Origin of the sequence: Brevibacillus laterosporus DSM 25, from assembly GCF_002706795.1 — a bacterium.
Lineage (GTDB): Bacteria > Bacillota > Bacilli > Brevibacillales > Brevibacillaceae > Brevibacillus_B > Brevibacillus_B laterosporus.
Map to the genome: position 1 here is coordinate 1,072,635 of NZ_CP017705.1, position 20,097 is coordinate 1,092,731.

The 20,097-nt window shown below is 43.4% G+C and carries 22 protein-coding genes; 1 reads left to right on the forward strand and 21 read right to left on the reverse strand.

The genetic code is table 11. From position 1 onward, the window contains the following. Positions 1 to 15: 15 nt before the first annotated feature. From opp4A to BrL25_RS05090, 6 genes are all read right to left on the reverse strand, one after another. Positions 16 to 1,740 carry an oligopeptide ABC transporter substrate-binding protein gene (opp4A, locus tag BrL25_RS05065; RefSeq protein WP_018671706.1) on the reverse strand — a complete coding sequence of 575 codons (1,725 nt, stop codon included), beginning with the start codon at positions 1,738 to 1,740 and terminating at the stop codon, positions 16 to 18. Positions 1,741 to 1,781: 41 nt separating this feature from the next. Beyond that, on the reverse strand, positions 1,782 to 2,777 hold the full coding sequence (locus BrL25_RS05070) for an ABC transporter ATP-binding protein (RefSeq protein WP_018671705.1): 996 nt from the start codon (positions 2,775 to 2,777) through the stop codon (positions 1,782 to 1,784). After that, complete coding sequence (locus tag BrL25_RS05075; protein ID WP_018671704.1) at positions 2,774 to 3,793, reverse strand: ABC transporter ATP-binding protein; 1,020 nt, start codon at positions 3,791 to 3,793, stop codon at positions 2,774 to 2,776. The genes BrL25_RS05070 and BrL25_RS05075 overlap by 4 nt, the downstream gene beginning before the upstream one ends. A gap of 279 nt (positions 3,794 to 4,072) precedes the next feature. Further along, on the reverse strand, positions 4,073 to 4,591 hold the full coding sequence (tpx, locus tag BrL25_RS05080; protein ID WP_018671703.1) for a thiol peroxidase: 519 nt from the start codon (positions 4,589 to 4,591) through the stop codon (positions 4,073 to 4,075). Between the two features lie 95 nt (positions 4,592 to 4,686). Beyond that, positions 4,687 to 5,214, reverse strand: coding sequence for a hypothetical protein (locus tag BrL25_RS05085; protein WP_018671702.1), 528 nt, complete (start codon positions 5,212 to 5,214; stop codon positions 4,687 to 4,689). A gap of 351 nt (positions 5,215 to 5,565) precedes the next feature. Beyond that, on the reverse strand, positions 5,566 to 6,393 hold the full coding sequence (locus tag BrL25_RS05090; RefSeq protein WP_018671701.1) for a lipid II flippase family protein: 828 nt from the start codon (positions 6,391 to 6,393) through the stop codon (positions 5,566 to 5,568). 351 nt (positions 6,394 to 6,744) lie between these two features. On the opposite strand from BrL25_RS05090, the gene pyc reads away from it, so the two are divergent. Next, positions 6,745 to 10,191 carry a pyruvate carboxylase gene (pyc, locus tag BrL25_RS05095; RefSeq protein WP_018671700.1) on the forward strand — a complete coding sequence of 1,149 codons (3,447 nt, stop codon included), beginning with the start codon at positions 6,745 to 6,747 and terminating at the stop codon, positions 10,189 to 10,191. An 85-nt stretch (positions 10,192 to 10,276) separates the two neighbouring features. On the opposite strand, the gene BrL25_RS05100 is transcribed toward pyc, so the two are convergent. From BrL25_RS05100 to nrdJ, 15 genes are all read right to left on the reverse strand, one after another. Further along, positions 10,277 to 10,663, reverse strand: coding sequence for a spore germination protein GerW family protein (locus tag BrL25_RS05100; RefSeq protein ID WP_236848093.1), 387 nt, complete (start codon positions 10,661 to 10,663; stop codon positions 10,277 to 10,279). Positions 10,664 to 10,706: 43 nt separating this feature from the next. Next, positions 10,707 to 12,203, reverse strand: coding sequence for a recombinase family protein (locus tag BrL25_RS05105; protein WP_018671698.1), 1,497 nt, complete (start codon positions 12,201 to 12,203; stop codon positions 10,707 to 10,709). Between the two features lie 109 nt (positions 12,204 to 12,312). Next, positions 12,313 to 12,492, reverse strand: a complete 180-nt coding sequence (locus BrL25_RS05110; protein WP_018671697.1) for a hypothetical protein — start codon at positions 12,490 to 12,492, stop codon at positions 12,313 to 12,315. 36 nt (positions 12,493 to 12,528) lie between these two features. After that, positions 12,529 to 13,341, reverse strand: a complete 813-nt coding sequence (locus tag BrL25_RS05115; RefSeq protein ID WP_018671696.1) for a sigma-70 family RNA polymerase sigma factor — start codon at positions 13,339 to 13,341, stop codon at positions 12,529 to 12,531. Between the two features lie 85 nt (positions 13,342 to 13,426). Then, positions 13,427 to 13,729, reverse strand: a complete 303-nt coding sequence (locus BrL25_RS05120; protein WP_018671695.1) for an HU family DNA-binding protein — start codon at positions 13,727 to 13,729, stop codon at positions 13,427 to 13,429. Between the two features lie 73 nt (positions 13,730 to 13,802). After that, complete coding sequence (locus tag BrL25_RS05125; protein WP_018671694.1) at positions 13,803 to 14,573, reverse strand: lytic transglycosylase domain-containing protein; 771 nt, start codon at positions 14,571 to 14,573, stop codon at positions 13,803 to 13,805. A gap of 22 nt (positions 14,574 to 14,595) precedes the next feature. Beyond that, positions 14,596 to 15,231 carry a dTMP kinase gene (tmk, locus tag BrL25_RS05130; RefSeq protein ID WP_018671693.1) on the reverse strand — a complete coding sequence of 212 codons (636 nt, stop codon included), beginning with the start codon at positions 15,229 to 15,231 and terminating at the stop codon, positions 14,596 to 14,598. A 1-nt stretch (position 15,232) separates the two neighbouring features. Next, positions 15,233 to 15,520, reverse strand: a complete 288-nt coding sequence (locus BrL25_RS05135; RefSeq protein ID WP_018671692.1) for a hypothetical protein — start codon at positions 15,518 to 15,520, stop codon at positions 15,233 to 15,235. A 4-nt stretch (positions 15,521 to 15,524) separates the two neighbouring features. Continuing rightward, complete coding sequence (locus BrL25_RS24665) at positions 15,525 to 15,785, reverse strand: hypothetical protein (protein ID WP_155803030.1); 261 nt, start codon at positions 15,783 to 15,785, stop codon at positions 15,525 to 15,527. 3 nt (positions 15,786 to 15,788) lie between these two features. Next, positions 15,789 to 16,004, reverse strand: coding sequence for an Acb2/Tad1 domain-containing protein (locus tag BrL25_RS05140; protein WP_018671691.1), 216 nt, complete (start codon positions 16,002 to 16,004; stop codon positions 15,789 to 15,791). Continuing rightward, positions 16,001 to 16,507 (reverse strand): dUTP diphosphatase, encoded by a 507-nt coding sequence (locus tag BrL25_RS05145; RefSeq protein WP_018671690.1) that lies wholly within the window; start codon positions 16,505 to 16,507, stop codon positions 16,001 to 16,003. The genes BrL25_RS05140 and BrL25_RS05145 overlap by 4 nt, the downstream gene beginning before the upstream one ends. Beyond that, the gene (locus BrL25_RS05150; protein ID WP_018671689.1) at positions 16,497 to 16,712 is read right to left on the reverse strand and encodes a hypothetical protein; all 216 of its coding nucleotides are present in this window, start codon (positions 16,710 to 16,712) and stop codon (positions 16,497 to 16,499) included. The genes BrL25_RS05145 and BrL25_RS05150 overlap by 11 nt, the downstream gene beginning before the upstream one ends. Continuing rightward, positions 16,712 to 17,122, reverse strand: a complete 411-nt coding sequence (locus BrL25_RS05155) for a hypothetical protein (protein ID WP_018671688.1) — start codon at positions 17,120 to 17,122, stop codon at positions 16,712 to 16,714. The genes BrL25_RS05150 and BrL25_RS05155 overlap by 1 nt, the downstream gene beginning before the upstream one ends. A gap of 74 nt (positions 17,123 to 17,196) precedes the next feature. Continuing rightward, on the reverse strand, positions 17,197 to 17,559 hold the full coding sequence (locus BrL25_RS05160; protein ID WP_018671687.1) for a hypothetical protein: 363 nt from the start codon (positions 17,557 to 17,559) through the stop codon (positions 17,197 to 17,199). A 233-nt stretch (positions 17,560 to 17,792) separates the two neighbouring features. Continuing rightward, complete coding sequence (nrdJ, locus tag BrL25_RS05165; protein WP_018671686.1) at positions 17,793 to 20,090, reverse strand: ribonucleoside-triphosphate reductase, adenosylcobalamin-dependent; 2,298 nt, start codon at positions 20,088 to 20,090, stop codon at positions 17,793 to 17,795. Positions 20,091 to 20,097 lie beyond the last annotated feature (7 nt).

Below are 20,097 nucleotides of genomic sequence, written 5' to 3' on the forward strand. Positions count from 1 at the left end.
TGTTCTACAGCTGTATTAGTTGGTAACCCACCATTTATGTGTATCTATCTGGTTGGTAAAGGAGTTGGTGTGAACGCCTTGTAGACGTTTGTTATACGCGGTAATATCCTTACGAGCGTGCAAGATAATCATCGGCACTTCTTCGTTGACTAGTTTTTGCCATTTAAAATAAACTTCTTTACGGTAATTTTCATCAAACGCCTTTTCACTAATTCCTTCTTCAATCAATTTGTCTGATTCCGCATTTACCCATCGAGGGAAATTCCAGAAAGCATCTATTTTCCATAAACCTGTGGGATCAGGATCATTTGCCAGAGCCCAAGCTCCAGCAAACACCTCAACACTTGGCTCATCTTTTTCGACTGTTCGATAGAATAGGTTAAATTCTTTTAATGCTCCACCATTTAGCTTTGCATCTAAACCTACCTCTTTCCAGAATTGCATCACTGCTTGTGCCCGAGGTTCGGCAGTCTCGTCACGTGTCATCGCATCATAATTAATTGTGAATTTCTTACCTTGCGGATCTTCCCGGAATCCATCCCCATTAATATCCTTATATCCAGCCTCGTCTAATAGCTGTTTTGCTTTCTCAGGATTGTATTCGTACGCATTAATTTGGTCAGCAGGAACCTTTGCCCAGCTCACAGGTGGCATTGGTGAGTTAAGTGGTACAGCCTTACCATTTTCAAAGGCATCAGCCAACGCTTTACGGTCCAGCGCATAGGCCATCGCCTGACGTAACCGCTTATCAGCAAATTTTGGATTATCCATCACATTTACCTTTTTATTTTCATCCCAATGACCTAGCTTAAATCCAATATAGCTATACGCTAGCTCATCCACTTCTTTCAATATCAAATTATCATTTTTTTCTATCTCTTTAACCTGGGAACGCGGAATTGCCATAATGTCAACTTCGCCTTTTTTCAACAAGCTATTTGCTAATTTTCCGTCAATGACTTTATATATAACACCATCCAAACGAGGTTTGCCTTGCCAGTAATCATCAAAACGCTCTAGTTCAACAAACTCACCTGGTTGAATTTTTTTCACTTTAAATGGTCCAAGTCCGATCGGCTGCTGACGAACCTTTGGAGAATTTGGTAGGTCTTTTACAGAGATGCCTGCATAATATTTTTTCGGCATTGGATTCGACCAAATATTATCTAAGAAATTTACCATAGGTTTTTTAATTTTGATTTCAATATTGTACGGATCAATAATTTTTACACCAGAAATGGTTTTTGCAACTCCCTTATTATATTCATCCATTCCTGCAATCATTTTTACATTCGAATAGCGTGATCCTTTATAGTCCTTATGTCCTATTACCTCAAAGGCATATAACCAGTCCTCAACCGTCAACTCATCACCATTGTGCCACTTTACGCCCTTTTTAAGGGTAAACGTATAGGTTAAGTGGTCAGGACTTTCTTTCCAGGAAGCGATCTTCGAATAGGTTTTCAAATCATCTCCTGTATCTAGCAAGGGGTCCATCATAAAGCGCAGGATTCGATCATCGTCATCCCCTTCATAAAAACCACGATCCAATAAGCCTTGAAACGGGCTTTCATAGGCATAGACAATTTTTCCACCATCTTTAGGTTGTTGTTCAGTGGTAGCCGCTTGTGTTGGCTCAGTTGGTTTGGTTTGTGTTGTATCCGCTGGCTTAGAACACCCTACTATGCCCATTGATAGAGCTAAAAAAGCTGACAAAACAACTGTATTTTTCTTTTTCATGTAATAATCCCCCTTATTTTATTCTAATTAAAGTTAGTTGACTAATATAAATGGCAAGCAACTTGATGTCCTTCGCTCACCTCCTTCAAGCTCGGTTTTATCTCTTTACACTCCTGCTTTACATATGGACAGCGAAGATGAAAAGCACAGCCAGCAGGAGGCTTCTCAGGTGAAGGAACATCTCCTTGTAAAATAATTCGCTCTCGGTTGAATCTAGCTCGTGGATCAGGAACAGGAATTGTAGATAGTAGCGCTTGTGTGTATGGATGTAATGGCTCTTTATACAAGCTATGCTTATCGGTTACTTCAACCAATCGCCCGAGATACATAACCCCTATCCGATCACTGATATGTTTAACAACACTTAAGTTATGAGCTATAAACAAATAGGATAATTTGAATTCTTCCTGTAAATCCTGCAAAAGATTCAACACTTGTGATTGGACTGATACATCTAAAGCCGAAACAGGCTCGTCTGCCAAAATTAATTTAGGCTTTAACGCCAGTGCTCTTGCAATCCCAACCCGTTGACGTTGACCACCAGAGAATTCATGAGGATATTTATAATAAGCCTCTTCTGGTAACCCGACACGTATAAGTAGCTCCATAACCTCAGCTTTTATATCTTTTTCCGTCCGATTGGTGTAATTACGGATTGGTTCAGCCACCAAATGTCCTACCATCATCTTAGGATTTAACGAAGCGTAGGGATCTTGAAAAACCATTTGCATATGTTGACGAGTATCCCATAGCTGTTTTCCTTTCATGCTTGTAATGTCGTTATTATCAAAGTAAATGCTACCGGCTGTCGGGTCCGTTAGCCGCAAGATGGTACGTCCTGCTGTCGATTTTCCACAGCCTGATTCCCCTACCAGTCCAAGTGTTTCTCCATCTCTTAGCACAAATGAAATATCGTCTACTGCCTTCACTTCACCAATTTTTCGTTTAAATAAGCCACCTGTGATTGGATAATATTTTTTAAGATTCTTGACTTCTAGCAAAGCTTTTGTTTTTGTATGAGCAGTGGTTTGGTTCATAGCGACGCCTCCGCAATTTCGTTAGGTTGGCTTTGAGGGTAAAGTAGGCAACGCACTTTATGTGAATCACCAATATCACCTAGCTCTGGCGAGACCGCGGTGCACTCTGGCATGACTTTTGGACATCGGGAAGCAAATCTGCATCCTATCCTTGGCATGTTGACCAGTGATGGCACTATTCCCTTTATGGAATATAGTCGGTCTTTATTTTCATCCAATTTAGGAATAGACTCTAACAACAGCTGTAAGTATGGATGCTTTGGCTCATAAAAAATTTGTTCTACACTACCTTGCTCCACAATTTTACCGGCATACATAACCATCACTTCATCTGCCATCTCAGCTACTACTCCCAAATCATGTGTAATCAGCATGACAGACATCCCACTCTTGGATTGAATGTCACGTAATAGTTCTAAAATCTGTGCCTGAATCGTCACATCCAATGCAGTAGTAGGTTCATCGGCAATCAGTAGCTTTGGCTGACATGCAATGGCCATGGCGATCATGACACGTTGCCTCATTCCTCCCGATAGTTGATGAGGATATTGGTCTACAAGTTTTTCTGGTCGTGGGATTCCAACATGTGAGAGCAATTCAATGGAACGACTTCTTGCCTCATTTTTCGAAATTTTCAGATGATTAAACAAAACCTCTTCTATCTGGAATCCGATCGTAAACACGGGGTTTAATGCTGTCATAGGTTCTTGAAAGATCATTCCCAGCTCTTTTCCACGTATTTTATTCAATTCATCTGCTGGGAGTCCCACCAAATTTTTATTTTGGAAAAGAATGCTTCCATTTGCCACTTTTCCTGTTTCTTTTGGTAACAATCCCATAATGGATAAAGACATGACGCTTTTTCCGCAACCTGATTCTCCAACGATACAAATCACTTTGCCAGGATCAACCGTAAAGGAAACACCATCTACCGCATTGTAAAATTGTTTGTTAATACGGAAGCCAGCTTCTAGGTTAGAGATTTCCAGCAAAGGTTCGGTCTGTTTTTTCTCCATAGGTCACCTGCTTTGCACGAGTAGTAGAATGAATTATGTGATAAATTAAAATTTTATAAAAACAATTTTATCCATATTATGGGGTAGCACATCTATAAAAGTCAACATTTTTGCCAATTGTTATCATTTATTCATACAAAAAAACCATAGAGAACCATTATTCTTAAATGCTAAAATTTTTTTATCGCACTTAACTTTTTCAAACGAAAAAAGCCCTCTCTAATTGAGAAGACTTTTTTATTTCCTTTATGAAAAAAGAAACAGCGAATGTTCCCTTCCTTATTTCGCTGCTTTTACCGCTTCGATTGCTGCTTCGTAATTAGGATGCTGGCCTACTGCTGGCAAATATTCTACGTAAACAACTTTATCATTAGAATCTACAACGAATACTGCGCGGGACAATAAACGAAGTTCCTTAATAGCTACACCGTAAGCCAAACCGAAAGAAAGATCACGATGATCAGATACAGTTTGAACCTTATCAATGCCAGCAGCTCCACACCAACGTGCTTGGGCAAATGGCAAATCTACAGAAACGGTCAGAATTGTTACATTGTCTAATTTAGCTGCCTCTTCGTTGAAACGGCGAGTTTGTTGATCGCAAACACCTGTATCTAAGGATGGCACTACAGAAATAAGACGAATCGTACCTTTGGAATCAGCCAGTGTAACTGGGCTTAGGTTGTTTGCAAGCACGGAAAACTCAGGAGCTGTATCTCCCACTTTAATTTCTGGACCTAGTAGTGTAACTGGTTGGTCTTTAAAAGTAACGACACCTTGACGTTCAATTGTAGACATAGGTAACCCTCCTCTAACTTTGTAACTATGTAGTACAATTATCATACATGTTTTTATGAAACATTTCACTATCAAAACGTTTAAAAATGTAATTCTTAATGTAAATAGCGTTTCGATCTATGTTTTCTAGGTTCAATCTTTACGATTTCTTTCACTTCATGTTCAAATAGCCCGTCACTTTTTAGATTTAACTCATGACATCGCAGGATAGCGTGATATAAGGCAAATGTGAAGCTTACACCCTTTAGAGTATAGCGGCTACTCATCGTATCTGGATCAAGAGTATTAACAATCTCTACATGATAATCATACTTCTCCGATCCAATGGCCGCCATATAGCCCATATCCTTCAACACACCACCCACATCAAAAATGCCATTATCATCGTAATCAAATGTACCCGAGCCCATCACCATTAAATCGAGTAGTTGAACAACACTCATCCGATCTATTTGTAGGGGTCTAGGTAGTGAAATCACAGAACCATCCTCGTTTACTACATACACTTTACCTCGATAGCCAAAAATAAATTCGCTGGGATCAGTATCTTGAGCAAATAACCACTGTTTTCGTGGAATAAGTAGTCTCCAAATCTCCACTGGCTCTCTTCTAAGCAGGTCCATATGATTCCCTCCTCTCCCTAATTTGGACAAAAAAAAGAACCGGTAAACCGTTTCATGCAAAATACACCATCCATATCAGGATCAGATTATTTTAATTTTATCATCTGGCTTCCACTACCTAACATAGGCAGGAGTTTATTTGCTATTTAAAAACCCTCCTAAATACTGCCTTTTTTCACGTCTAGTAGAAATTTTATGCCCTTTGTGGACTTCATCAGATAAACAGCAAAAAAAGCGCATTCCCCATTTTGGGAGGAATTGCGCTGTGAAGGTCACACTTATATACTGCTAGTAAGAGGAAGCACCTAACAGCCGTTTCGGGCATTCCAAGTAGTACTATTCTTGTTCTTCCTAAATATGTGGTGCAATGAGTGATATCAAGTAGGCAAATGGAAATAGTAAAACTTGTGCAATTACTGTACCCAGTAACCGTCCAGCACCGAGATGAAATACCGTAACCTTTAAATCCTTATAAGGTCGTGCATCACTAACTACATCATCGAGTAGCTTTGAACAGATCGGGTCAACAAAAATAACCAATAAAATGGTTCCCACTCCATTAATGACCGTAGCCATTTGGTTCGCTACCGTACGATGATCGGGCACGAGGACCCCTGCATACAGCGATGATAGGATAGCAATGGAATAGAATGAAAAAATAATGGCATTCATCCAAAAGAAATTAGCACCTATACGGGTTTCTTTTATAATCTGCCAATTATTTCGAAACGATGGAATCCAAAATTGGGAGGGCATTTTCCAAAATAGACGCAGGATGCCTTCTCTACGAAAAATTTTAGGAACACTACCATGCTTATCCAATTTACGTGTACCAATGGCTAGCACACGTGCAACTGTAGGCAACAGAAACATCCCCAACACGATACCCATGCTCATTCCAAACAAAACAATGCGAAAATTTATTAACAAATCATTAATTAATTCCTCGTAGTTCATGAATGGAATCTTATCCTTAAAACGAGTAACAGCTTCAAGCATCGAGGCCAACAGAATGGACTGACTCATAACAGCAAACCGGGCGAATAACACCAATATGTTGAAAAGCGAAGTAGAAGCACCAATTTTTCCTGTACGTGCACCGGAAAGTCGTGCAGCATAGGACACCGTTTCTACACAGCTAATCAACATGGTAACCACCACCACGATCATTAGTTTCATAATAAGTATTCTCCTATTCACATTACATAACGGTGCAATCTATGATTCTTGATTAACGCTAACCTATTTTATAATGTTTCGTAGGAGAAGAAAAGTATGTTTCCTCTCTAATTGAGTTATTTTGACCATCCTTATGAAAATCTAAAAATTAACTTTCTTTATCGTTTTGTTCAAAACTACCTTTTTTGGGTATAGTTGTAGATAAAGTCACGAATTTGTCTCATTAGCTGAAAAGGCAAGAAAAATGGTACAAAAAATAATGTAAATACAAGTGTTTTTTTGTATCATGGAAAGAAAGCACATGATAGAGTTGTTGACCTACCACTTACATACCGATAGGGGAGAAAAATCATGGAGCAGAGAAAAATTAAAAGACTGCTAGTAGCAAACCGTGGAGAAATTGCTATTCGCATTTTCCGCGCAGCTACTGAGTTAACAATTCGTACTGTTGCCATTTACTCAGAGCAAGACAATATTTCACTACATCGATTTAAAGCCGATGAATCCTACTTAATTGGCGAGGGAAAAGGACCAATTGAAGCCTATCTGGATATCGAGGGAATCATTGAGATTGCTAAGAGACACAATATCGATGCTATCCATCCCGGTTATGGTTTCTTATCGGAAAATGAGGAGTTTGCTCGTCGTTGTAAGGAAGAAGGAATTATTTTTATTGGTCCCTCTTCAGATTTAATCAAAAAATTTGGTGATAAAGTAGAAGCCCGTAAACTGGCAATTGAGGCTGGTATCCCAGTCATCCCAGGTACGGAAGACTCCATTGAATCTTTGGATGAAGCCTTAGATTTTTCGCGTCAATCAGGTTTCCCTATCATTATCAAAGGGGTATCCGGCGGCGGCGGTCGAGGTATGCGAATTGTTCGGGGTCCAGAGGAATTGCAGGAAGGATTGGAAAGGGCCCGCTCAGAAGCCAACTCTTCCTTTGGAAACGCAGAGGTTTATCTGGAACGATACCTAGAAAATCCAAAACATATTGAAGTACAAATCATAGGAGATCAGTATGGTAATCTGGTTCACTTATTTGAACGCGATTGCTCTATCCAACGCCGTCATCAGAAAGTCGTAGAAGTAGCACCAAGTACAACACTCTCTGACGAGCTACGTGAACAAATCTGCCAAGCCGCCCTAACCTTAATGAAAACGGCTGGTTATTCAAATGCAGGGACCGTTGAGTTTTTACTCACACCAGATAATAAATTTTATTTTATTGAGGTAAATCCACGGATTCAGGTAGAACATACGATTACAGAGCTGATTACTGGCATTGATATCGTGCAAACCCAAATCCGTGTAGCAGAAGGCTTACATTTAAGCGATCCTCAAATAGGTATTACTTCGCAGGATGACATTACAATGAGCGGCTATGCCATCCAATGTCGCGTTACGACAGAAGATCCAGAAAACGGCTTTATCCCTGATGCTGGGAAATTGCTGGCATGGCGTTCTGGCGAAGGATTTGGCGTACGTTTGGACGGAAACAATGGGTACCCTGGGGCTGTTATTACACCATACTATGACTCCCTACTTGTTAAAATTTGTACCTATGCAAATACGTTTGAACAAGCTTCACGTAAAATGCTACGTAGCTTACGAGAATTTCGGATTCGCGGGGTCAAGACCAATCTACCATTTTTGAAAAACGTGGTGACACATCCTGATTTCTTATCAGGCAATTATAATACCTCGTTTATTGATTCAAAGCCGGAATTGTTCAAATTCCCTGGTGTACAAGACCGTGGTACACGTTTGCTTAATTATATTGGAAATATCTCAGTTAATGGCTATCCTGGGCTAACTAAAGAGGAGAAACCGCTATTTCATTCTCCTCGTGTACCAAAAACACCATTTGACCAGCCTTATCCGGCCGGTACAAAACAAATTTTGGAGCTAGAAGGCGTTGAAGGCTTAACAAAATGGATTCAAGCCCAAAATAAAGTTTTGCTTACAGATACCACCTTCCGGGATGCCCATCAATCCTTATTTGCTACAAGAGTACGTACCTACGATATGCTTGCTATCGCTGAAGCAACGGGTAAAATGGGCGGAGATTTATTTTCCTTGGAAATGTGGGGCGGTGCAACATTCGATACCAGCATGCGCTTCTTAAGTGAATCACCATGGGAACGATTGCGTCTGTTACGCGAAAAAATTCCAAATGTCTTGTTCCAAATGCTGTTGCGTGGAGCAAATGCAGTTGGCTACACCAATTACCCAGACAATGGCGTTAAAGCGTTTATTAAAGCATCTGCTGAGAATGGGATTGATGTATTCCGTATTTTCGACAGCCTAAACTGGTTGCCTGGTATGGAGCTTGCCATTAATTCTGTACGTGAATCAGGCAAGGTCGCAGAAGCAGCCATTTGTTATACCGGCGATATTCTTGATCCAAATCGAACAAAATACTCCCTATCTTATTATATAGAGCTTGCCAAACAGCTAGAAAAAGCAGGGGCCAACATTCTTGCTATCAAGGACATGGCAGGACTCTTAAAACCATATGCGGCTTATCAGCTTGTCCATGCTCTGAAGCAGGAGATCGGCATTCCGATTCATCTGCATACACATGACAGTTCTGGTAATGGTGGTGCTACGTTAGTTAAAGCTATTGAAGCAGGGGTAGATATTGTAGATGCTTCTGTAAGCTCTATGTCTGGTCTCACCTCTCAACCAAGCCTTAATGCCCTTGTAGCCTTGCTAGAAGGAACTGAACGGGATACAAAGCTTGATCTAGACGGCTTCAATAAACTATCGGATTACTGGGAAGATGTTCGCCCGATGTACCAAGGTTTTGCCAGCGATATGAAATCCACTAGTGCTGAAATTTACCAACACGAAATGCCAGGTGGTCAGTATTCTAATTTAGAGCAACAAGCAAAGGCCGTTGGTTTAGAAGGTCGCTGGGACGAAGTAAAGAAAATGTACAGCACTGTCAATAAAATGTTTGGCGATATTGTAAAAGTAACACCTTCTTCCAAAGTAGTTGGTGATATGGCTCTGTTTATGGTCCAAAATGACTTGGATGAAGAGAACATTTATGAAAAAGGGGATCGAATTGATTTCCCAGACAGTGTTATTCAATTCTTCCAAGGCTATCTAGGACAACCGCCTAATGGTTTCCCAGAAAAGCTACAACATATTATTTTAAAAGGACGAAAAGCATTTACATGCCGACCTGGTGAATTGCTTTCCTCTATCGATTTTGACAAGGTAAAACAAGAAGTAGAAGAAAAAGCGGAACGCAAGGTGGATGATCTGGAAGTTCTATCTTACATCATGTATCCACAAGTGTTCCTACAATATGAACAAACAACCAAACTATATGGTGACCTGTCCAATTTAGAAACGTCAACTTTCTTCTATGGTTTGCGTTTAGGTGAAGAAACCTCCGTTACGATTGAACAAGGGAAGACCTTAATTATTAAACTCAACAATATTGGAGAAGTACTCCCTGACGGAACCCGCAAAGTAAACTTTGATTTGAATGGCCAAAACCGTATTATTACGGTACGTGATCTATCTGCACAAGTATCGGCTTCGGTACGCTTAAAGGCTGACCGTAAGAATCCAGGCCATATTGGCGCTTCTATGCCAGGTAAAATTCTAAAAGTATTAGTAAAACCAGGCGATTCCATCTCCCGTGGACATAATTTAATTGTTAGTGAAGCAATGAAAATGGAGACAACCCTCCAAGCACCTGCGGACGGAACAATTAAAGCTATACACGTTAATGAAGGAGATAGCATTGAGGTAGGGGATCTTCTAGTTGAACTAGAGCAGTAATACAGGTATTTGGAAGTGCAAAAAAGAGCTGTTGAGGAGATGATCCCCCAACGGCTCTTTTTTATCAGTGAAACATATCCACATTTTATTGCTTATCTAGCAAATCCCCTAGATCTTCTTGCACTTGGTGTGTATATGTTCCCGTATGTGAACAGCTTTCCTCACCTTGATTCTTCTTGTTGTTACACATACCGGAGAACTTATCCACAATTTGTGGAATGGAGTCTAGGATGCGATCGTACAAATGTGTCGAGTTTTCCAGTGGAATAGAACGAACCCCTTGCTTACCGACAACCAAAAAAGCAACAGGAGTAATAGACACACCTCCACCACTACCTCCACCAAATGGATGGCTGTGGTCAGGATGATGATCTCCAGTAATCTTGAATTCACTACCTCCAGAAGCAAAACCAAAGCCTACTTTTGAAATGGGTAAGATAACGCTTCCGTGTGATGTCGTTGAAAGAGCCAACTAGCAACAGGTCAGAATTTGACCGTTTAGACGCGCTAAACCCCTACAGAAAATTTACTTTTACCGTTGGCTTACATTCAATTGATTCCCTAGACCACATGATACTGTGGATGATTGACTTGTAAGCACGATTGCATGTTTTAGGGTCTTTGCTTTCCGTAATTATATCCCTAACTTCTCTGATGGTAACGAGCATATCCTCGTTCCTTGCATTCTGTGTATTATCTGACTCTTTCTGTATGAACTCATACTCTTGGGTCAGCTTGTACAGAACAGCTTCAGCCTTATCCTTCCGTTCAGCGAACACTTCATCTGAGTAAACACCTTTCTCGTAGGCATTATAGATGCGATCTATCGCCTTCTCTTGCTCCTTGATTTCTTCAAGCTTCTTCTCAGACATAGCCAGAAGGTTGCGGATGTCATCCAGAGTCACACCCTTCTTGATGGCTTCCTCTAACTCTAACTCTTTAAGCAGTATCGCTTGTAAGACGTTCTCCTCGATGATCTCCATTGAACTCCCCATATTAATGCATCGGTTACCCCAATGGTCATAGTGTTTACAAGATTTCAATAAGTCATGGGGGCGGTTAGACCGTTTCTGTATCGCCAATGTGTTACCACAAATAGCGCACCTTATTATCCCTGAGAAAGCGTGTTTTCCCGCTTTCCCTGCGTTAGGGGTTTCACGCTCTCGGCTAATGATAAACATGATCTTGTCATGCTCTCGCTGAGTCTTAACTGCCTTGTGAGCGTTGTTCACGACAACCCACTCTTCTTTAGGCTTCAGCATAATCGTCCCCATCGTTGGGTGCTTTGTCTTTTTACCGACAATGACTTTCCCGAGGTGAACTTCATCGCAAACGATGCGTCTTACTACCTCAGGAGTCCAAAGCTGATTGCGTGGAGAGGGGATACCCTTTTTATTTAAGTCCCAGGCAATATCAGTAGTCGTGTACCCGTTGAGCACACTCTCGATCATGTTACGGTACACTGGAAGGTTGATCTCACTAGGTTCAGCTTTCTTTGTTAAACGATTATATATGTAAGGGAACGGTGGCGTTCCATTACTCCAATTACCCGCTAGAGCACCCCGCCGCTTACCACCACGCATACGTCTTGACGTTGCCTTGTACTCCTGGCGGGCGATCATCCCTTGGAAGTCTGCGAGCATCATATCGGACTCGTCATTCAGGTTAAATACCTTCTGAGGGGTGATGATAAGAGTGTCCGACATAGCGAATGTCTTCTCTATTCGGGATTGGTCAACCTTGTCACCCCGCCCGAGTCGGTCATAGTGAATTACCACTACAGCATCAAATGATTGTGCTTCTACGTCCACTAAAAGCTGTTGCATTTTGGGACGAGCGAGGATGGAATCCCCTGTCCCGATCTCCGCGTATTCGATATACTGCCAATCATTCCGTAAACACAGTTCTACCAATTCATCCCTGTGTTTATCTAGGTCTTTATCTTCATCTCCCCTAGATTTACGGAGGTAGATGGCTACGTGCCTTATGTCGTGTTTTTCATACTTACTCAAGGTTCTCCCTACCACCCTTCCTTGGCTCTTTTACTAACTCCTCATGTATATTCTTTCCTCAGTTTAATACAAAAACGCCCATCTGACAACTATCAGATTGGGCGTTTTATCAGGCTTTGATGCGATTAGAACGCTGTTCGGCTTTCATCTCCGACAGTATCTTAATGAACCGCTCACAGGCTTCAGGGGAAGGAGACCCACTTACGATTAACGTACTGTGACCCATATCAACCACAATATCCTCCACCATTAGCCCCTCTTGCTGACTGTCCTCGCTCATCAGTATCAATCCCTTCCCCCTAATATTTTCCTTGTTCTAGTCTGCTTATACCCCGACATCATATTCATGGCTATCAAGCATCCGAGCTACCTTTCTCATAATTCTCGATACTCTCATTTGGCTAATGTCTTCAATGTCAGCGGTCTGAGTCTGATTAAATCCTTCTAGTCTTCGTTTCAGAACACTAAGTTCTTTCTCATTGAGCTTTCGTTTCACAGACTCTATTACAGCGTCCACATATACTCTATCTACTACACCATCCTCGATACCCTCGCCGCTGTCGATTATGTCAAGAAGGGTCACCACTTGAGATTGTTGAATATCCGACCCTACAGGCTCATCAAGGTACTTTACACCTTTTCCTACCCGAAGGGCTTTAGTGATCTTCTCTTCATCCTCATCTAGCATCATAGCAATATCGGAGATGCTAGGAAGGTAACCCATTTCGTACTCTACCCTATTGATTCGGTTAATTAGCTCATTTGCCGTGCGGGTTGGGCGGATAATACTGGCACTGTCTCGGAGGAAGCATCTGATCTCCCTTACAATGGCTGTTACAGCAAATGAGCTGAATTTCACGCCCCGCTCCGTGTCAAAAGCCTTAACAGCTTTGATGAACCCCATTCTACCTAATTGAAGAATGTCATCCTTCTCTACACAGTGATTTCTGACAATCGCTTCAGGCTTGCCGATGTATTTATGAACCGAGTGCCATATTAGGTTCTCGTTTACCAACATACAGTCTCCGAGGAAACTCTCGTCCACCTTGCACCTGTGGATATTACCTGTCAAATCCATCGAATAGTAATTGTTAGAAACGGCTAAATTATCAGTAATGTGGTCAGGGTAGTTCTCCATATGTGCCCTCCTCGTTGTCTTTTGGGTATAAAAATGGCGGGAGTCCGTTGTATTTCAACAAACCCCCGCCATTGGCTTTGAAGGTCTACTTCTTGCCTTGGATGCGGTCTTTAAGTGGCTTTGTCATCTTAGCGACTACTGTCTTAGTAGCCTTGATAACCATGTCTTCACCTGTCTGTGGATTCTTCGCATTCTTCGCATTGCGCTTGCGATTGAAGAAGTTGAAGAAGTTAGCCAGTTTGACATCTTTGCCATTTTCGAGCTTATCAGTCACCATATCTAGCACAATGTCAATGCGCCGCTCCGCTTCCACTTTTGTAATTTTCTCCTTATCAGCTAGTTCAGCTACAAGGTCTTTCTTGTATACAACTTCGTTTGTGTTTGCCATTGGGGTAAATCCTCCTCGGAATGATTGGTTGTAATGAAGCCTTTACCGTAGGTTATGGCAGTTTCATGAAAACCTAACGGTCTTGTCTTGCTTCCTCAAGCATCCGAGCCATTTTGTCGTAGTGCTTCTTCACACTGGTGTAATACCAGGAACGTGCCTTACCTCTCGCTACATTACCTTCTCCTTGGTTGTAAGCAATAGTAGTCGTGCGGAGGTTACCATCATACCTGTCTAACAGATAGCTCAGGTACTTGATGGAAGTGTCAATGTTTGTCTCGGGGTCATTAAGCTCACTAGGGCTTACACCGAAGGACTTAGCGGTGCTAGGGAGAATCTGTAGGAGTCCAATAGCTCCATGGGATGATTTGCTCTTTTCAAGGAACCTGCTTTCCTGCCACATCATGGCGAGAATCCATAGAGGGTCGATCTCCGTATCCTGGGTGTAGGTATCAGCCCAGGATATATACTTTAGAAGTTTATCCCTACTGACTGCCTTCCCATGGTGCATCTCGATGTACTTCTCAAGCACCGCCGCGATAGTTTCGTGTGACGGGGGAACAATATCCGACACATCCTTCTTGACCACCTCAGCGGCTTTTACTTCGTGTTTCTCTACTTTCTTAGCTATCTCAACTGTCTCAGCTTTCTTAGGCTCTGCTCCCACCTGCGGTACCAGAGGAACAACAGGCGCGAGACTAATCTCTCTTTTATGAACCGATTCAGTGACGGTAGTACTTGCCACAGGCTCATTCTCTGTTCCCTTAGGGGTCGTAAGACCTCCGTACATCACCACGGATGCGATTGCCGCCGTAGCGACTACTGCGATTCTTTTACGAGCGACCAAGGTATGTTCTCACCTCCTGTGGTTATTCTTCAGTCGCCACCTCGGGGTACTGTACACCCAGGTACAGCGTTTCGATATGGGACATCAGCACCTCATGAAGTGCATCAGGGGTTGCCGTGTTCGCGTCAATGACATGAACGAGGTAATCTTCTTCCTCAGACAGCCTACGAGCCAACGTTTGATACACGACCCGCGCCCTGTTTTGTAAATCAGCGTCCTGTTCAAGGATGTCTCGATTAACCTTACGTTTGAACGAAGTCTCTGCCGAGATGTCCAAGATGAACGTGATGTCGGGTTGCCGAACCTTCTCCGCGAGACCGCGAAGCCAGTCCAGTTCAACTCCACGGGCAACCCCAAAAGCTAGATTAGACAGGGTAAACCGATCAAGTATCACGTACTCACAGCCCGTTTCTTCCAGTAGCAAGAGGTCTTCCATGAAGTCCTGGCGGTCTGCTTCGAGAAGCATATGAACCGCTTCAGTCGTCAGGGAGGTTTCTCCCTTGAAGTAGTCAAGGAGAACCTGACCAATTGGGGTGTGGTAGCGGGGGAATCCCACGACTGCCACATCGTACCCCTTGTTTTTCAGGGCAAGGTACAGCTTGTTGACCTGAGTTTCTTTACCGCTTGCGTCAATCCCCTCAACCGCAATCAGTCTCATGTTAGTCCTCCTTAGTCAAGAACTCATCAAACTTAGAGATCAGCTTGGAGTTCTGTGCAATCTCACGGTCAATGCCCGACTTCTCAGTGTTAAGGACATTAAGCTTGTCCTTCAGCTTTTCCTCACGGCGCAATGCTTCTGCTTTAGCGGCATTAAGGTCATCAATTGCTACATCAATACCGTCCCGAGCTTTCTGAAACGTCTTCAGATGAGCGTTGACCTTTCCTTGTGCCCGCGCCATGCGGTGCTTAGGTGCTTTCATGAATAATGCTAGTAATATTTTGAACATTTGGTTACCTCCTGTAATGGTTGAATTTACTCAGAGCCGCTATCGGATGAACCTGAGTCGTTCCCTTCGCAGTTGTCGTTTCCGAAACTACTGCTGTTGTCTTCGTAGTAGGGCGGGGACGATTGGGAGTCGTAGTAACTGCCGAAGCCATTACTGCTTGAGCGAGGAGACTGGGAAACGTTTGGTCGGCGGGAGTCGAATCGCCCCGTCTGAGTTCCCTTTCTGTTGAGCGGCACCAGTGGATAGAAAGTAGGTTTACTGACACTCATCAGCTCACCGCCCCGTTGCGGGCAATAGAAGCATTTGCCCAAAACATGGATGTTTCCAAGTTGGTCATTGCAGTGGAGCGTTCACGGGAGTTCGGGCAAAGTCGCCCGATGGTGTAAGCCATCTGCTTGTACTGCTCACGTAACTCCTCAAAAGCCTTTCGTTGCTCCTCATTTGGAGCGTGGTACATAAAGTTATTCTCAATCACTGGATTCATCTGCTTAGCTCCTTTGCATTATCGAATGAAGTACCGAACCCGCCGCGATTTTCGTTACTCAACCCTGCCACTTCGTACAGTTCCTTCATATATAATGGAAGAAACACGGCTTGGCAGACCTTATCTCCGTCATAAATGATGATACGTGTGTTGCTTTCGTTCTTGAACTCAGCCGCCCACTCATCGTCATCCCCGCAGAACAGGGAGTCCATTACACCGACACCGTTGGTTAGCTTCACTTCCCATTTGCGGTACGTAGAGGAACGTTGGAACAACAACCCCACCGCTTCCGCAGGAATCTCAGTAGCTACGTTCAATGGAATAACTGCCACATCCCCAGGTTCGAGACTTACAGGTTTATCAAGTCTCGCAAACATGTCGTACCCTGCATTGCGTGGATTCTCTTTGTTGAAACCTGGGCGGCTAGTATCCATACGTTTGTAAGGAATGAACCCATGAACCTCTTGCACCTTGCCTTTCTTACCACAATTTTCACACCCCATCTTTTTCACCTACCTGATATGTCATTAGTACAACGTACTCAACTTGTTGATTAAGTTCGTTCCAGTGGCTCGACAACTCCATACCTAGAACAAGAGCATTTGGATTGGAGTCCTGCCACTCATCAATCTTCGCGTCCACCTCACCCGCAGAGGTGGCGGCAAAAGTCTTAGTAGCAAACTCTGGAGCATGTTTAGTTACGCGCATTACTTGTCACCGTCAAGAAGTTGTAGTTTCGGTGTTTCAGGGAGGATGATCTCAGGGGTATTCTGGGCTTCCTTGTGTTCTTCAACCAGTTGAGTGAACTCCTCTTCAGTAAGTTCGTTGATCTCAAGGTCGTAGTCATTGGTCAGAACATAGCCCATACCATCAGTCAGGTGAACGTTGAAGAAGGTCTTTGGTTTCTCATTGAACTCACCTGTCTCATAGTCGAATCCGATGACAGCCTTCTCGTACCCTGCCACAACACCTGCGAACCAAACGTTGACCTTGGTAGTCGCGCCAGTAGGTGTAGCAACATCATGGAAGTTAGTAGGGACGTGAACGAACTTACCGATTAGGCGTTTTACGATCTCCTCAGTGATCGCTTGGTCTTTTGCTTTGATAACTTGTGGCATCTTGTCATTCCTCCAAATTTGTTTTAGAGCGTTTCGCTTTCTCACTTTCTCTATACGACACGGTTTAACCTAAGTTAAGCGTGCTTGCTCAAGTTTTTTATGATGTCAAGCTTAGAGCTATACTCCGATTGATTAGGTGTATCCCTCTCGGATTCCCATGCAACACTCACGATCTCTCGTGATTTCAATTGCAAGGTTACTAGGACGTTTTTGTTTGAGAACTTCATCCGAGACTTCACAAGGATACAACTCTTGTTTCCCTCGAAGATGTACTCTATGATGTCACCATTAGCCAAGGACTCCATCACATTAGCTCTCACTAGACCTCGGCTTAACATTCCTGATAGACAATCAGTAGTAAAGGTAAAATTACCATCCACGAACCGCATGATAGCTTCTCTTTCTAACGGGGTTATGCTTGTGCATTCTTTCCGCACTAATTTCACCTCCTTAATTTCTCTATACGACATGAATAATAAGAAGTTAAATTGGGTATAAAGCTAATGTGGTACCACTGCTTTACACGAATCTGTGGCTAGTCGCAGAGGTTTTGTCGTTTACATACCTGGGAAATTCAAGACCTTAGGCTGATCTGGACGCGGATCGGTCTATTCGTGTTGATTCCAAATTTAAAAAGGCGTGACTCCCGAAGGAATCACGCCTTATTTATTTAACGAATCGGGCAAGCCCCGCCTACGCAATCTTGCTCAAGCTCATCTTCTACAGCTCTCAAGCCGCCTTGCATAAAATCCCAAGGACGCCCCTTCAACTCAGCTACACGGCGATCATACTCTACCTTGTCAATTGTTTCCCAAGGCATTTGATCGTAGGTTCCAATTTGGTGTGGCAGTAGTGAAGTGGATTTAAACACGTTTTGGTACTTAGTCAGCACCTCAGTAATCTCGTCCACTACATCCTCATCACGAATTCCGTTCTTCCAAGTACCATTTGGAAGTTTCTCAGCCTTCTTGAACGTTAGGGTTGCCGATACTGCATTGTCAGCCCAGTACGTTTGTAGAAGTGCCTGACGTTCAGCTTGCTCCATTAAAGGAACTTCTGCGGAGGAACGGAATTTAGGGTGACCTGCTGTTGGTGCCTTAACAGGAAACTCGACCACGCAAGTGTTCATATCATATACTGGCGTACCATCGTTATGACGACCGTTGATAGCATATTCAACAGGGTAGCCCGACTGGAAGATCAAGTCCATAATAGGGGCATCTGCCGCGATACGCATACGTTGGATGAAGTACTCACCCCAGTGATCGTGTTGTCCCGCTGACACACCCATTACTTTGGACTGTGAACCTGAAGGCTTAACAGTCGTTTTCTTTATGGATTCCTTTGTTCCTAGAGCCTTAGCGTGGTATTTGTTAGTCATCACTACATGACCATATAGCTCCTCTAAATCTTTCGCAAGAAGGTCATAGTCTCCATCACAGTACAAGAGTTCATAGTCAGAGACCCCTGTCACTGCCACCCCCGTGCGGCGGTTCTCATACACTACTTCACGCGACCTGTCCCACTCATAAGGCATGAAGGTCACACGATATGCGTAACGAGTTGCTAGATATGCCGCTTCTTCCCACGATACCCCAAGCTCACGGCAACGCACGAGATTGATCTCGAATAGATTACACGGCTCCTTGTCCTCCAACGTAACCTCACCGCAAGGGTTAGTCCCACGGGCACGACCATCAATAAGTGCCTGTAATCCGTCAATGATGCGACCATAATTACGGCTAAGTTCGATGTTTACAATTCCTGGTTCACCATTGAAGTAGATCGAACCTGCGGCATCCTTCAAACGTTCACGAGGAGTCGAACAAGTGATAATGATGGAATTGTTGGAAGCCCATCTCCACTGCGAAGGCTCAAGACCCATCTTAGAGTAATCCTTGGACTCAATGAACGCTACATCGTCCTCGTCACCAATAAGGATTAATGCCGTTCGTCTGACATTGCCCGCTACAACCACGGTACCGATGATTTGGATACAGTCACCTGCTTCTACGGTAGTAATGCGGCGATTCTCCTGAGCAGAACGATTGAAGATGCTGTTGATCTGCGTGAGACCCTTAGCTAAAGGCATTGAGCCACTAGCTGTGCCGCCGAAACGAGCGATCTTCGCTCCACGAGGACGGATGAGAGACAGGTCTACGTATAGACGAATTGGCTTGGAAGCATACTTAGAAGGATTCTCGAAGTGAAGGTCGATGGTCTTAGCTAAGCTTTCATCCCAACCCTCTCGGCTATCAGGCACAGTGAAGTAACGGATGTTCTTTTTGTGGTTCTTGCCTTTCTTCTTCATTCGGGAAGTGTACTGTTCTTTCGTTATGAACTTGACTCCGACCTGCTTTAGCTCAGGAATGACTGCGTTGCCCTTGTTCACTACAAACGTGAGCTTAACCTCGTTGGAAGTAACAGCGAATTGGTCGATGTTCTCCTTGTAGATGCCCGCGCCCACACCGCCGCCTTTCATAGCCTGATCGAAAGTGAACACGAACGGGGTGGAGTGAAGCACTTTGCCGCCGATGTGACGAGCCTGGGGCACCACATCGGTATACCAACAATTGTTCAAGGCATCCCCGCAAGTAAGGGCATATGCGGTACCACTCATCCACCAACCTCGTCCAGGCGGTGTGAGAGCAAGGTTGAAGAACAGGTGATAGAAGCGTTCTACTTCCTCCTTCGTTACCGTAGGGTCTATTTGTCCAACGAAGTTACCTTCAGTCATGATCAGGTTGAAGTTACCCAAGGTAACACGTTCAGCCGTTTCATGCATGGATTCAAGGGTTCCATCCTCTTTTGTCCGTGCATAAGTACGTACATATACTACCCAACCGAGACCGTCAAAGCCCCATCTAGGTTGTTTTCCGCGATACTTGCTTAGAAAGTCCTCACCGAGAACCCATTTGCCATTAATGATTTTTGTTTCCGCAGGTCGTGTAGTTACAAGTAACGCCATCTTTTTG

Coding starts and splice junctions, on each gene's coding strand:
- opp4A (WP_018671706.1), bottom strand. CDS start 1,740: ATGAAAAAGAAAAATACAGTTGTTTTGTCAGCTTTTTTAGCTCTATCA.
- BrL25_RS05070 (WP_018671705.1), bottom strand. CDS start 2,777: ATGAACCAAACCACTGCTCATACAAAAACAAAAGCTTTGCTAGAAGTC.
- BrL25_RS05075 (WP_018671704.1), bottom strand. CDS start 3,793: ATGGAGAAAAAACAGACCGAACCTTTGCTGGAAATCTCTAACCTAGAA.
- tpx (WP_018671703.1), bottom strand. CDS start 4,591: ATGTCTACAATTGAACGTCAAGGTGTCGTTACTTTTAAAGACCAACCA.
- BrL25_RS05085 (WP_018671702.1), bottom strand. CDS start 5,214: ATGGACCTGCTTAGAAGAGAGCCAGTGGAGATTTGGAGACTACTTATT.
- BrL25_RS05090 (WP_018671701.1), bottom strand. CDS start 6,393: ATGAAACTAATGATCGTGGTGGTGGTTACCATGTTGATTAGCTGTGTA.
- pyc (WP_018671700.1), top strand. CDS start 6,745: ATGGAGCAGAGAAAAATTAAAAGACTGCTAGTAGCAAACCGTGGAGAA.
- BrL25_RS05115 (WP_018671696.1), bottom strand. CDS start 13,341: ATGGAGAACTACCCTGACCACATTACTGATAATTTAGCCGTTTCTAAC.
- BrL25_RS05120 (WP_018671695.1), bottom strand. CDS start 13,729: ATGGCAAACACAAACGAAGTTGTATACAAGAAAGACCTTGTAGCTGAA.
- tmk (WP_018671693.1), bottom strand. CDS start 15,231: ATGAGACTGATTGCGGTTGAGGGGATTGACGCAAGCGGTAAAGAAACT.
- BrL25_RS05135 (WP_018671692.1), bottom strand. CDS start 15,520: ATGTTCAAAATATTACTAGCATTATTCATGAAAGCACCTAAGCACCGC.
- BrL25_RS05140 (WP_018671691.1), bottom strand. CDS start 16,004: ATGAATCCAGTGATTGAGAATAACTTTATGTACCACGCTCCAAATGAG.
- BrL25_RS05145 (WP_018671690.1), bottom strand. CDS start 16,507: ATGGGGTGTGAAAATTGTGGTAAGAAAGGCAAGGTGCAAGAGGTTCAT.
- BrL25_RS05150 (WP_018671689.1), bottom strand. CDS start 16,712: ATGCGCGTAACTAAACATGCTCCAGAGTTTGCTACTAAGACTTTTGCC.
- BrL25_RS05155 (WP_018671688.1), bottom strand. CDS start 17,122: ATGCCACAAGTTATCAAAGCAAAAGACCAAGCGATCACTGAGGAGATC.
- nrdJ (WP_018671686.1), bottom strand. CDS start 20,090: ATGGCGTTACTTGTAACTACACGACCTGCGGAAACAAAAATCATTAAT.